The sequence below is a fragment of the Flavobacterium chungbukense genome (assembly GCF_020805785.1).
Lineage (GTDB): Bacteria > Bacteroidota > Bacteroidia > Flavobacteriales > Flavobacteriaceae > Flavobacterium > Flavobacterium chungbukense.
Genome location: NZ_JAJGZV010000011.1, coordinates 65,705 through 80,118 on the forward strand (window position 1 = coordinate 65,705; position 14,414 = coordinate 80,118).

Below are 14,414 nucleotides of genomic sequence, written 5' to 3' on the forward strand. Positions count from 1 at the left end.
AAATTTGTTATTGCAACGTTAAGCTCACTCTTACTAACCAAAAACTACTAACTATGAACTATTCACCAATAAAAATTCTAACCTTAACTGCATTTGGTTTTTTTGCTTCCGCCACTGCGCAGACAAATGATGTAACCACGCCGCTGCACGCCATGCAGCCGGATTACATAACTCCATATGCTGTTCCTGACAAAAGCAATATTGAGGCCGTTTTAAATCGGGTATATAATTTCCTTGAAGAAAATACCGCTTCAAAAGTTCTCAGGGCAAGTGATAACTTAGAAGTAAAAGATTTCAGAAAAGCCCAAGGTAGACTTGTTTTTTCTCCAGGCTCTTTCAGGCTTACAAGCTATGAATGGGGTGTTACTTATGCCGGAATGCTTTTGGCGGCGGAGGCAACAGGAAAAAAAGAATATGCAGATTATGCCAATAAGCGGATTAAACTAATAGCAGACCTTGCTGAAAATTTTAAAAGCGAAAATGTAAGCGATTCACCTATCCGCACTGTTTTGCAACCCCATGCATTAGACGACGCCGGAGCACTATGCGCTGCTTTTATCAAAGCAAAAAAAGCAGGGCTGAATGCTAATGTTGACCCTGTTATCAATAACTTCATTAAATACATAAGCGAAAAAGAACACCGTTTAAAAGATGGAACTCTGGCTAGAAACAGGCCGCAGAATAATACGCTTTGGCTGGACGATATGTTTATGAGTGTTCCGGCATTGGCACAGATGGGCAGTTACACGGGAGATAAAAAATATTTTGATGATGCTGTAAAACAGGTCAATCAGTTTTCAGAAAGAATGTTTAACAGCCAGAAGGGAATTTATATGCACGGCTGGGTAGAGTCAATGCAGATGCATCCTGAGTTTCATTGGGCAAGGGCAAATGGCTGGGCGGTTATGACTATGATAGAATTATTGGAAGTGCTTCCAAAAGACCACCCAGGTTATCCTCAGGTTCTAGCGCAGCTTCAAAAGCATATCACTGGGCTAATGCAATATCAGGATGGAACAGGTTTCTGGCATCAATTGCTGGATCGAAACGACACCTACCTTGAAACTTCGGCAACAGCTATTTATACGTATTCTATTGCAAGGGCAATCAACCGAGGATATGTGGATAAATTGGCTTATGCGCCGGCAGTTTTATTGGCATGGAATGCAGTAGCTTCCAAAGTAAATGAAAAAGGTCAGGTAGAAGGAACTTGTGTGGGAACCGGAATGGCGTTTGACCCTGCTTTTTATTACTATCGTCCTATAAATTTATATGCTGCTCACGGTTACGGGCCAGTTTTATTGGCCGGGGCTGAAATATTAACGCTTTTGAAAAATAACCAGTTTGAAATGAATGACAGTTCTATTCAGCTTCAAATTAAGGGATAGTCGTTTTAGTATAGCTTACTACAATATTTTATAAATAAGAAATCAAAAATAGACAGATGAAATTAAAATTAGCATTAATTATATGTTTCCTGTTTTTGAAGGTAACGGTTTTCAGCCAGATTGGGAAAGGTTTTCCTTCTGAGAAAAAAATCATTAAAGATCCGGTTACTGGTGTTGATTTGATTTTTTTAACGACCAAATCAGCAGGCGATTCCAAGACATATCCTACCCATCCACAGTGGACAGCAGACGGCGAATGGCTTATTTTTAGGACTAAAAGAGCCAATGGCGATGCAGTTGCAGTACATGAAAAATCGGGTGTAATGGTCCAAGTGACCGAAGGAGGCTACAGCGGTACTTTGTGTATGGCACAAAAGTCGATGAAATTGTATTTTATGCGTAAGGGAAATGAAAATACAATGAAGATTATGGAAGTAAACCTGGAAGCGGTTTTTACTGACAGTCAATTTGGAAAAATGAAACCTATTGCTGCTTACGAACGTGTTTGCGGCATAACGCCATCAGAGATGGGGGCTTCTGGGGACATGGCTTTAGATGCCAATGAAGATCGTGTGTATTTTAGGATTGGAAGAGAAGAAGCCGCAAAACATTTAGATCCAAATGTGAAAATTGAAAAAAGCTACGGGCCTAGAAATATGGGTGCGGGTCCTGGAGGAATTGGCAGCATGAATATAAAGACTGGGGAGTTGAAGCATGTAGTTTCAGTACCGTTTCAAGTGGGGCATATTCAATCGAATATTTGGAATCCCGGAGAACTTGTTTTCTGCTGGGAAACTGGCGGTAAATCGCCTCAGCGCACGTGGACAGTTATGGCAGATGGGACGGGCTTAAGACCGTTATATCCTGAATCTGATTATGAATGGGTAACACATGAAGCGGTAATTTCCAAAGATGAGGTTGCACTGGCTATTATGGGACACCGAAAAATTGATATTCAAAAAGAAAATCTGGTGGAAGTTACTGAAAGTACGGAAATCAGAAATACACAGAATCCCGGACAGGAAAGTAATTGGGGAAATTCTGGAACCCGCGAAAAACCGACAGGTTTAGCTATTGTAAATTTAAGAACCCGCGAAATGATTATTGCCGGACAAACCAAAAGCGGCAGTGGATTATGGCATGTACACGGTTCTGCTGACGGAAGATGGGCTGTAGGGGATGATTTCTCCAGAAGTTTATATCTGATCGATCGTAAAACCAATGAAATGATAATGCTGACGACAGGACATAAACAAACCGCAGCAGATCATGTGCATCCGACTTTTAACAGAGATGGAACTAAAATTCAGATCCAGTCGGCGATGCTTTCTGAGGATAACAGGACGTTAAATATCTGTATTGTAAATGTGCCTAAAGACTGGTTAAATAGGAAGTAGCTTTATAAAAAAACAAATTTTAAATCCCAAATTCCAATTAAAACAAAAATATAAACAATGAAAAAAGTAGTATTCTGGATTGTTTTCTTTGCTAATATTATAATCTCTTCTGCTCAAAAAACGGGCAGGATGGATGCTGTGTATTCCGGAATACCATGGTTTGATCAGAACGGAAATATCGTAAGTGCGCATGGAGCTTGTATTATAAAAGAAAAAGAGAAGTTTTATCTTTTTGGAGAAGCTCATAAGGATGACAGCAATGCATTTGCAGGATTTAATTGTTATTCATCTGAAGATCTTTACAATTGGAAATTTGAACGTCAGGCACTTCCCGTTCAGGAATCTGGAAAACTGGGACCAAATCGCGTCGGAGAGAGAGTTAAAATAATGAAATGTCCAAAAACAGATGAGTTTATAATGTACATGCATGCCGATTCTTTAACGTATAAAGACCAGTTTACCGGTTATGCCGTTTCAAAGAATGTAGAAGGCCCGTACACATTTAAAGGACCGCTTCTGTTTGAAGGAAAACCTGTAAAAAAATGGGATATGGGAACATTTCAGGATGATGACGGATCTGGATATATTCTAATACATGGAGGTGAGATCTATAGATTGAGTGACGACTATAAATCCATAGCAGAAAAAGTAAATGAAAATATTACAACTGGTTTCGAATCGCCAACGATGCTTAAAAAAGACAATCTGTATTATTTTATTGGTTCACATCTAACCAGTTGGGAACGAAATGACAATTATTATTACACCTCAAACTCAATCAAAGGGCCATGGGAAGCCCGTGGTTTAATTGCTCCTGAAGGAACACTGACATGGAATTCCCAGTCAACATTTGTATTGCCTGTTAAGGGAACAAAAACAACAACTTACATATTTATGGGCGATCGCTGGTCTTTTCCCAAACAGGCTTCGTCGGCAACTTATGTATGGCAGCCCCTTACTATTTCGGGGACATCTTTAAAAATTCCAGAGTATCAGCAAAGCTGGCAGATTGACATACCAAGCGGAATTGTTTCTGTAATGGTAAAATCAGATAATATTTTAAAAAATACTGATTCAAGAATTAAGTATTCCGGCGATTGGAAACAGGAGCAAATAGGGAATAGGCTTTCAGAAAGCAGGTCAAATGATAAAAACGCCTCATTTTCGATAGAGTTTAAAGGGCAGCAGATTGGTTTTTCGAGTTTTACCGGCATTGAAAATGGGTATGCGAGAATCGTTGTTACAGATAAAAAGGGAAAAACAGTTAACGCTGCAACGGTGGATATGTACAGTAAAAGTCCAATGGAAACAATGGTCTACAAATCTCCAGTTTTAAAAAAAGACACCTATGTGTTATCAGTTTACGGAACTGGAGAAAGACCAAACTGGTCAGATAAAAGAAAGTCAAATTACGGCAGTACAGGGAATTATATTTCTGTAACCCAAATTTCAATTAGATAATAAAAAAAAATAGGACACAATGAATAAGTTTTTCACTTTAGTTTTATGCGTTTTGGGAATGGTCCAAAACGCATCTTCCCAGAAATACAGCAATGATAAGTTTCCCGATGGAAGCGAAATCACATCATGGTTTAAAGAGTATGCCAAGCTGGAGCTAAAAAATCTGGGCAAACAGTATAAAATTACAGCTCACGGAGTTGGAACTGACAGTACGAAAATACAGACAGCTGCCATTCAGAAAGTGATCGATAAAGCCGCTGCTAACGGTGGCGGCGTCATTGTGATTCCGAAAGGAGTTTTCCTGAGCGGGGCTTTGTTTTTTAAGCCTAAAACTAAATTGTATGTCAGCGAGGGCGGTGTCTTGAAAGGCTCTGATAATATTGCTGATTTTCCAATTATGGCTTCCAGAATGGAAGGGCAGAATCTGGATTATTTTCCAGCTGTAGTGAATGCTTACGGAGTTGATAATTTTTCAATTTCCGGAAAAGGAACTATTAACGGAAACGGCAAAAAATACTGGGATGCTTTCTGGGCAAGGCGAAAGGAAAATCCAAAATGTACGAATCTGGAAGTTTCCAGACCCAGATTGGTATTTGTGTGGAATTCAAATAATGTGCAGTTTCAGGATGTGAAATTGATTAATTCTGGTTTCTGGACCAATCACTTTTATAAATGCAATAATGTTAAGCTGCTGGATCTGTATATTTTTTCTCCTCACCTTAAAGATAAGGCTCCAAGTACCGACGCTATTGATATTGATGTCTGCACGAATGTTTTGGTTAAAGGCTGCTACATGTCAGTTAATGACGATGCTGTTGCGCTTAAAGGCGGAAAAGGCCCCTATGCAGATCAGGATCCTAACAATGGAGCAAACAAGAATATCATTATTGAAGACTCTAATTTCGGATTCTGCCATTCTGCATTAACAAACGGAAGCGAGGCAATTCACAATAGAAATATAGTGATGCGCAATTGTAAAATTGACGGTGCTTCAAGATTGCTGTGGCTGAAAATGAGACCTGACACGCCGCAACGTTACGAATACATCAGAGTTGAAGATATTAAAGGAGAAGCAAAAACCGGATTGGGAGTCTTTGCCTGGAAACAATTTTTTGATCTGAAAGGGCGTCCTGATATTCCGCTTTCATACGGTGAGAATGTTACTTTGAAAAACATCGAATTGAAATGCGATACTTTTTACGGTGTAGAAAACGATCCTAATGTCCGTCTGTCTAATTTCACTTTCGAAAATCTGAATATAGAATCAGTGAAAACGAAGATCGACAAGACTTTGATAAATGGCGTGAGCTTTAAAAATGTATATGTCAATAAAGTATTGGTTGAATAATTTTTTGGCTTGAAACCAAATAACAAGCAAAATTTAATACCTGCCCAACATTTTATATTATAGAAAATGAAAAAAATATTTCTTTTTGTCTTACTGTTTAAAGCGGTAAATTCTTTCAGCCAGAAAGAAAAACTGGTTGAATTTGAGATAGCCAATTCCAAGAATCTGGCCGCAATTTATATTGATGTAAATACTGATCCGCTGATTGTCTGGGCAGTAAAGGAACTGGCAGATGATATCAAAGAAATTAGCGGACACCGTCCAGAAATTATTACTGCGGGTACTATTTCAAAAAAAGGAATTTATGTTGGCCAGGTTTCTTCAAAATTACTTTCATCCAAAAATATTCAGAAACAATTAGTAAATCAATGGGAGAAATTTTCAATTAGAAAAGCAAAGGAAAACCTTCTCGTTATTGGTTCAGATGTGAGGGGAACTGTTTACGGGGTTTTTGAAATTGCCGAACGTCTGGGTATTTCTCCGTGGAAATGGTGGGCAGATGTACATCCTTTAAAAAAAGAAAACCTTTCATTGTATCTTCCGTCACAAGGAATTACTGAATCTCCTTCTGTGCAGTACCGCGGTATTTTTTTAAATGATGAAGACTGGGGATTACAGCCATGGGCTGCGAAAACTTTTGAACCAGAAACGGGAGATATCGGTCCCAAAACCTATGAGAAAATTTTTCAGCTCCTGCTGCGCCTGAAAGCCAATACCATCTGGCCTGCAATGCATCCATCCACTAGAGGCTTTTTTACAATTCCGGGGAATAAGGAAATGGCACAGAAATATCGAATCGTGATCGGTTCTTCACATGCCGAGCCGATGCTTAGAAACAACGTTGATGAATGGAAATCGAAAATTTACGGCGATTACAATTATTTTACCAATAAACCCCAAGTGGATAAATATTGGCAGGAACGTTTGGATGAATTAAAATCGGCTCACAATGAAACTATTATGACGCTAGGAATGCGCGGTGTCCACGACAGTAAAATGGAAGGGGCAAAAGATTTAAAGGAATCGATTGCAATGGTGCAGAAGATTATTCTGAACCAGCGTGAAATGCTTTCAAATACTTTCAAAAAACCGCTTTCGGCTATTCCGCAGGCTTTTGTTCCCTACAAAGAAGTATTGGAATTATATGATAGAGGACTCAAAGTCCCGGATGATATAACCCTGGTATGGCCTGACGATAATTACGGTTATATCCGCCGTTTGAGCAGTGTGGAAGAACAAATGAGAGCAGGAGGCAGCGGTGTGTATTATCACATCAGCTACTGGGGACGTCCTCATGATTATCTTTGGCTGAGCACCACGCAGCCTGGCTTAATCTGGTATGAAATGACAAAAGCGTATCAAAACGGCGCAAAAAAGATGTGGATTGTAAATGTCGGAGATATAAAACCGGCGGAGTACGATATCGAATTTTTTCTGGATCTGGCGTGGAATGCCGATAGCATCAAATCTGATGGAATTGATGAATATCTGGAAAACTGGACAGCAAGAGAATTTTCTTCAGCGGTAAGCCGCGAAGGAGCTTTGGTTGTAAAAGAATACTACCGTCTGGCAATGCTCAGAAAGCCGGAATATATGGGATGGAGCCAGACCGAGCCGACAACGCAGGTTAGATTTTCTGATTTTTCTGAGGATGAATCCCTGAGACGAATAAAAGCTTATGAAAACCTAGTACGGAAAATAGAAGAACTCGAAAAGCTGATTCCTGAAGAGAGAAAAGATGCCTGGTTTCAATTGATGGCATATCCTGTCAATGGAGCGGCCTATATGAATTATAAATTTTTGTATTGGAATTTAGCGTCAATGGTTTCAGATGCTGCCCAGAAAGAAAAGTATAATGCTTTGGCTGCTCAGGCTTTTGAGAAAATTCAAGAATTGACTAATTTTTATAATAAAAAATTAAGCAATGGCAAATGGAATTACATGATGTCGATGCAACCTCGAAAACTGCCTGTTTTTGATGCAGTTACAACGAGTGAAATTTTAAAGGAAAAACCACCAAAAACCGTATCAGAAAGAATCAATATCCAAGCCAGCCAATTTACTTCTAAAAAAGACTCCGAAAATTATCAATGGAAACCAATTCAAGGCTTAGGATACAGCAATAATGCTGTGACTTTGTTTCCGTTTACGCAAAGTTATTTTAAGAATGAAAAACCGTCTCTTTCTTATGAATTTGAAATTGAAAAAGCGGGCGATTATGAGATTGAAGTGCGTCTCCTTCCCACGCATTCTAATGCTTTTGATCATGAAATTGGGATCCAAATTGACAAAAATAATGCAGAATACTTTAAAATAAACACAAAAGACCGCGATAAAACTTGGAAAGAAAATGTACTTAGAAACAGTGCAATAGTAAAAATTCCAGCATCAAATTTTTCCAAAGGCAAACATGCTGTTAAGATTGAAGTCAATCAAACCGGAATTGTACTCGACCAATTAGCAGTTTACTTAGCTGCTGAGGGAGGAACTTATGAAATTCCAATCAAATAAAATTTATAAGTAAGGATGTAATTTTGTATGCTTCACATTCAGGTTAAAAAAAAAAATAACTTAAAATGCACAAATTTCCGCAAATTAATCTGCGGAAATTTGTGCATTTTGCAGTTAAAATCAAGTTTTACGACTTTGAGGACTTCACGTCTATAACTTCTTTATTTCGGAATTTCAATATAATCCCTCAAATTGCAGTTTTTTATTTTCTGAATGCTTTCAGCTACTGTAAGGGCATTCAACTTTGCGCCTTCCAAACCAGTATGCGTATGATCTTTTGGAAAAAATGCTTTTACTTTTTCTTTTCCGAGCAACTCATATTTTTGCGCCACAATTTCATTTAAATCAATATAAAAAACATTTTGTCTTTCTGCAGCAATTTTAGACCAATTGCCATAAGTATCAGTTCTTCGCTCTACTTTATCATTCGGCCATTCATTACGTGGAGTCTGGCTTAATACAATCGGAACTGCACCTTTTTCTTTGGCTTCACGAATGAATTTTTCCATATACCAGCCAAAAGTATGAACAATCTCTTTAGTACCGTCTGGACGGATAACTTCCTGTGTTTCTTCGCCGTTTCCTATCAAGGAACCTCTGAATTTTTCTTTGTCAATATCGCCAGCATCATTATGACCAAACTGAATCAGGATGAAATTTCCAGGTTCCAGCTGGTTTTTTACTTCATTCCAGAGACCTTCGTAATCGAAAGTTCTCGTGCTTCTCCCGCCACGCGCTTTGTTGATGACTTCAATTCTGGTCGTATCGCAATACTGAGGAAATGGAACTCCCCAGCCAACTGCATCTGGATTATTATTGTTGTTCGCCATAGTCGAATCGCCAATTAGAAAGACCTTTTTCTTGGCAGGAAGTATAATTTTTGGATTGTCTAAAATGTATTTTTTTAATGAATTTTTACTGTTTTTCAATTCATCAATAATAACAGAAGCCGAAAGTACAGCTCCTTTTGCCGAGGTATGTGTATGGTCTTTTTTATAAAAATAAGTACCGGTAACTTTTGTTTCGCCAAATTTTTCCATTTCAAGAGCCATTTTTTCATTCAGATTGATAAAAGTTGCTTTTTCCTTTTCAGCAATTTGTTTGGCCCATAATCCATATGATTTGTCATTTCGAGGTACTTTCCCATTCTGCCAGTCATTGCGTGGAATAGGAGAACAGATAATCGGAATTGCGCCTTTTGATTTCGCTTCACGAACGACCTTCTGAATATACCAGCCGTAAGTATGTACAATTTCATGTTTTTTGGTTAGGATATTATCTATTTCTTCTGTTTCAGAACCAATTCCTTTAATGGTGCCTCTTGCGCGGAGACTGTCATTTACTGGGCCATTGTCATTGTGTCCAAACTGAATCAGCACATAATCGCCTTTTTTTAACTTATTTAAAACTGCAGTCCAAAGCCCCTTATCCTGAAATGTACGGCTGCTGGTACCTCCCAAAGCATGGTTTTCAATCCTGATTTTTGTCGTATCGAGATATTGTCCAATGAAATCTCCCCAGCCCCAAAGACCGCCGGCTCCATCTCCTTTACCATTTTTTACAGTCGAATCGCCTACCATAAAAAGAGTGGGTCTGTTATCTTGTTTGGAAGTGAAATTGAAAAATAATACAGCCAAAAATAGTACGGAAAGTATTTTAAAGAATTTCATGGTTTGAATTATAAATTTGAGAATAATGTTTTACATATTTGTTTACCGTAAAGTTCACAAGGGTCTAGGTAATGAGTGCAAAGCTTTGCGAACTTATTTATTTCAATATAAACAGATAAAAATCATAGCGTTCTTTGCGGTTAAAATATTTTAGTATTTAAACTTGAAACTAAATTTTATCCCTAAAATCAAACCATAGAGTCATTTTTATACCCTCGTCTCCGCTTTTAATGCGGATATTTGTAGGCTGGCTTTGAGGTCCCTGCTGTTCAAGAGGTTTAAAATCTCTCATAGCTGGAATTTCATACATAAACGAAATATCTCCCTCTGGAAAAGCCGGCTGCGGATAGCTGCCAGGGAAACCATTTTTGGGCAGATCAGGAGTAAATAATCTCAGAAACAGATTGTCAGATTCGCTGAAAACTTTAAAAGAAGAAGTTCCCGCTTTTAGATCTGCTCCGATAACATTGGCATGATAGCCTTTAAATTCAGGATACACCAGGTTTTCGAAACTTTCGCCTGTTATGGTGGTATTATAATCCTTCTCCCAGATTCCGTAGGTGGTGCCTTTTATTCTGTTTTTCCAAACGCGGTACGGTCCTCTCCCAAACCATTTCATGCCTGTGACTTCTTTTTCAGGAAAACTGAAAGTAATGCCCCAGGAATTGATTTTATCTTCAAAGAAAGCGCCGTCAAAGCCTTCTCCTCCTGACGCATTTTTTAAAGCAGTGAGCTCCATTTTTAATCGTCCGTCTGCTTCCATAATCCATTTTACAGAAGATAAACCGCCCGAATAAGAAACATGACAGATTGATTTGTTTCCTTCCTGCGAAACTTTAATGTCTTTTAATTTGGCTTTCATTCCAATTGGACGTGGGCCGTTTGTAAGCGGAATAACAGAGGTGCCGTTTTTAATTCCGGTTATTTCTCCTGTCCCAGCATCAATATTGACAGTAACTGAACCGCCTTTTAAAGTAATTTCGCTAGCCGTTTTTACTGCCGATGCTTTGCTACTTGTTTTTTGTCTCACTAAGAATTTTTCAGCATAAAAAAGTGCCTTATGAATAGGCCATGTCCAAGTATAAATTTCTTTATTAAACTGGTCATAAGCGGTAATGGAAAGTATATCTCCTTCAGCAAAATTGTTAGGAACCGCAAACTGAATTTTACGTGTTTCTCCTGGATTTATATCTGGAATTTGAATTTTGCCAGAACTTATTGCTTGTGCATTTTTATTGCTGTATAAAACGTCTGAATCAGATTTTAGCACTTTAAATTCCATTCTGCACGAGTTCAGATTACTGAACAGATAGTCATTGGCAATTAGAAAAGAACCTTCAAAGTTCGGAGTAATTTGTTTTGGCAGAAACTGGATTGGTGCCCAAACTTCCTTTACCGTATAATAACTTCCTTCTTTTTCGCGATGAGGGCCAAGAATTCCATCGGCAGCCAGAGAGCCTTTAGAATCAAATTTTACATCTCCGGTCCAATCTGATCGTTTTACGGCTTCGTCTAGCATCGCCCACATAAAGCCTCCGGCAAAAAGGGGACTTTCTTTGTAGCGGTTCCAGAAATCCTCGAGTGCGGCTCCATGACCGTTATCATAAGTTCCGTGCATGAATTCGGTTGGGAAAAATACATTTTCACCCGAATTAAAACGGTGCATTCCAGTTAGATATGTTGGATAATGATGCGTATCCCAACCATTAAAATCAGCCCATGGATGAATCACAATTCGTTTCTGCGGGTCTTTTTCGGCAAAAACTTTATCGACTTCATAATTCCAGCCGCCTTCATTGCCATTATCCCAAATAATGACTGAAGCATGATTGACATCGCGTGTTACCATTTCAGCGACCAATTTTGTTCCCGTTTCGGTATCGTATGAGTTTTGCCACCCAGCCAGTTCGTTCAGAACAAAAATTCCTAGTGAATCACAAACTTCTAGAAAATGTTCATCTGGAGGATAATGACCGCGGACAGCATTCATATTCATATCTTTAATGAGTTTTCCATCCAGTTCGCTGATTCGTTTACTGGTACTTCGTCCTCCTTCTGGCCAAAATGAATGACGGTTAATTCCCTTCATGATAATTTTGGTTCCGTTCACGTAAATCCCATCCTGTTTTTTAAACTCTAAAGTTCTAAAACCTATTTTTTTATTGTATTGATGAATGCTATTTCCGTTTTGTTTTAAATTCAGTTGCAACTCGTACAAATTAGGATTTTCTGGATTCCAAGGTTTGATGTTTTTCCATTGTGCAGAAATAGTTTCTTTAGTAGTTTTCGCTTTAAGCGGAAAAGAAAAAGTTTCGAGATTTTCTCCGTTTAAGCCTTTTAGCGAGGCTTCTAAAGTGGTGTTTTTTGCAATATTTTTTAAATCCAGATCAATTGTAATGCTGCCATCCATTTTTGGATTTACGGCTATATGCTGAATATTTGTTTTAGGAGAGACTTCAAGCCATACTGGACGATAAATACCTCCAAACAACCACCAGTCGGCTCTTCTTTCAGCAGCGTTAACCGATTTATTGGCAGAATGTTTCCAGACATGGACTTCCAGAATATTTTTGGTTCCATAGGCTAATAACGACGATACATCATATTTAAATTCATAAAAACCTCCCTGATGAATAGCGCCTGCAAGCTTTCCGTTTATTTTTACTTCGGTGTCCGTCATAGCGCCGCCAAAAACAATTTTCACTTCTTTGTCTTTGTAAGATGCAGGAACTTCAAATTCGTATTTATATAAACCTTCTTCTTTGCTTGGTTCTTTTTGGTTTAGTTCCTTATACCAGCGTCCATAAGTATATTCTCCAAAACCTTCAAGCTCCCATTGGGAAGGAACATTTATTTTTGACCATTTTTTACTATTATTTCCATCGGTGCAATAGAAATCCCACTGTACAGGATGTTCAAAATCTTTTCCTGAAAGATAAATTTTGTCAGTCTGCTGTGCTGTGACGTGCAGCGAAATAAAAATGGTCAGGGCTTTGATCCACTGACTTTTAAATTTTTTTAGTTGCATAAAAGTTGGTCTTTGGTTAGTTTCCATCTGGTTTAGAAATTTCAAAACGGGCACTCGTTGGTAGTGTCCAACTCGAAATATAGTTAGGTTTTTTCGGATCGTAATCTGGAATATCTTTTTTGAGTTGTTTTTTCAGCGGAACATCAAGCTGTCGGATTCCCTTAATTATGCAAAGTGCAATTTCATTAGCGCCAAAACTATTAAAATGCGTATTGTCGTCCAATGCTTTTTCCTGACCTGGAAAGGTGTTGGCCGGATATTGCACAAAAGCTTTTCTAGATACTTCATCGCCCCAGGTTTCGTAAAGCTCGGTTGTCATTTTCGTGATGTCAATGAGAGCTGTATTGTTTTTTTGAGCAATAGCACGCATCGCAGCAGGAAAATCGCCATGCGTATCTTTCAGAGTTCCGTTTTCATTAAAGAAACGGCGCTGCGTCGGAGTAACTAAAATCGGAATTGCGCCTTTATCTTTAGCTGCCTGAGTAAATTCAACCAATAAATCTGAATAGGATTCCCATGGGCCATTGCCGGCGCCTTTGATTTTTTCATCATTATGACCAAATTCCACAAAAAGATAATCTCCTTTTTTAATCTGCGAAAGTATTTTTTTCAACCGTTTTCCAGCTTTAAAAGAACTTAATGAAGAACCTGAATAGGCATAATTTGCCACAACAACATTTTCATTAAAATAATTAGTAATAAACTGCCCCCACGATGCCCAGGGCTCCACGTCTTGGTCAGTAACCGTAGAGTCTCCTGCTAAATAAAGAACGGTTAAATTTTCTTTTTTTGTGATTTTAATACTTTGTACGGCTGTTTCGCCTAGAAATTCAAGTGTCAATTTATCATCCCAATCTAAGATGTCTTTTTCTCGGTCTTTAAGACTGACATTCAAATTTTCATCAATTTTAGGATTTCTGACATTAACATTAAAAACCTGTGTGGCCGATTTTCCTTTTGCCACAATAATTTCGCTGGCCATTAATCTGCGGGATTCTGCTTTTATCGTAGTTTTGAGATCTTTTTGAGGATTTCCTAAAACTACTTCTATTTGATAATTTCCTTCGGGAAGTTTAACTGAAAAATAGACTGGTTTTTCAGCAGAAAAAGAATTTGGATTAAATTTTAGGCTTGATTCGGTGTTGAAGTCAAATCCATATCCTGGATCAGATTTGTATTTTAATGAGTTTGTCACCAAAATTCCTTTTTTGATTTTTAAATCACTTCCAAACTGGAAGAGCAATGTCTTTTTTATACTGTCTTCAGAGGCCATTTTATTATCAAACGCATTTTTCGCTGCATTGTTTGAAAAAACAGTAAACGGCATCACGACAGAAAACAAGAATAAATACGAATATGTGAAAAATTTAGTCAAATTTTTAAGATTTTAATTTATTTTATTTTCAAATCTAATTGTTCTGTTTTTAGATAGTATCCTGTACTATGATGTTAAAAAATAATGGAAAAAGTAAAATTATTATTGTCTGAGTCAGGTATGTACAGGATACGATGTGTTGAAAAAACAAAGAAATTGCATCAATATATTAATAGATTGAAAAAAAAATCAACAAATAATTCTGTTCTGTGTTTATTTTAAAAACATAATCTTTT

General features: G+C 37.9%; 8 protein-coding genes. 5 read left to right on the forward strand and 3 right to left on the reverse strand.

Features of this window, described 5'->3' with window-relative positions; all coding sequences use genetic code 11:
- Positions 1 to 53 precede the first annotated feature (53 nt).
- The 5 genes from LL966_RS21440 to LL966_RS21460 all read left to right on the forward strand — a co-directional run bounded on the left by LL966_RS21440 (position 54) and on the right by LL966_RS21460 (position 8,105).
- Positions 54 to 1,388 (forward strand): glycoside hydrolase family 88/105 protein, encoded by a 1,335-nt coding sequence (locus tag LL966_RS21440; protein ID WP_229356106.1) that lies wholly within the window; start codon positions 54 to 56, stop codon positions 1,386 to 1,388.
- A 95-nt stretch (positions 1,389 to 1,483) separates the two neighbouring features.
- A complete protein-coding gene (locus LL966_RS21445; protein ID WP_229356108.1) occupies positions 1,484 to 2,785 on the forward strand; it encodes a hypothetical protein in 1,302 nt (433 codons plus the stop codon).
- A gap of 57 nt (positions 2,786 to 2,842) precedes the next feature.
- Positions 2,843 to 4,246, forward strand: a complete 1,404-nt coding sequence (locus LL966_RS21450) for a family 43 glycosylhydrolase (RefSeq protein ID WP_229356110.1) — start codon at positions 2,843 to 2,845, stop codon at positions 4,244 to 4,246.
- Between the two features lie 19 nt (positions 4,247 to 4,265).
- Complete coding sequence (locus LL966_RS21455; protein ID WP_229356111.1) at positions 4,266 to 5,594, forward strand: rhamnogalacturonidase; 1,329 nt, start codon at positions 4,266 to 4,268, stop codon at positions 5,592 to 5,594.
- A gap of 66 nt (positions 5,595 to 5,660) precedes the next feature.
- A complete protein-coding gene (locus LL966_RS21460) occupies positions 5,661 to 8,105 on the forward strand; it encodes a glycosyl hydrolase 115 family protein (RefSeq protein ID WP_229356112.1) in 2,445 nt (814 codons plus the stop codon).
- 161 nt (positions 8,106 to 8,266) lie between these two features.
- Here LL966_RS21460 and LL966_RS21465 read toward each other — a convergent pair whose 3' ends face one another.
- The 3 genes from LL966_RS21465 to LL966_RS21475 form a co-directional block, all read right to left on the reverse strand.
- Entirely contained in the window at positions 8,267 to 9,775 is a 1,509-nt protein-coding gene (locus LL966_RS21465) for a rhamnogalacturonan acetylesterase (RefSeq protein ID WP_229356113.1), read from the reverse strand.
- A gap of 169 nt (positions 9,776 to 9,944) precedes the next feature.
- Positions 9,945 to 12,830 (reverse strand): glycoside hydrolase family 2 protein, encoded by a 2,886-nt coding sequence (locus LL966_RS21470; protein WP_229356114.1) that lies wholly within the window; start codon positions 12,828 to 12,830, stop codon positions 9,945 to 9,947.
- Positions 12,820 to 14,178 carry a rhamnogalacturonan acetylesterase gene (locus LL966_RS21475; RefSeq protein ID WP_229356115.1) on the reverse strand — a complete coding sequence of 453 codons (1,359 nt, stop codon included), beginning with the start codon at positions 14,176 to 14,178 and terminating at the stop codon, positions 12,820 to 12,822. The genes LL966_RS21470 and LL966_RS21475 overlap by 11 nt, the downstream gene beginning before the upstream one ends.
- Between the last annotated feature and the right edge of the window lie 236 nt (positions 14,179 to 14,414).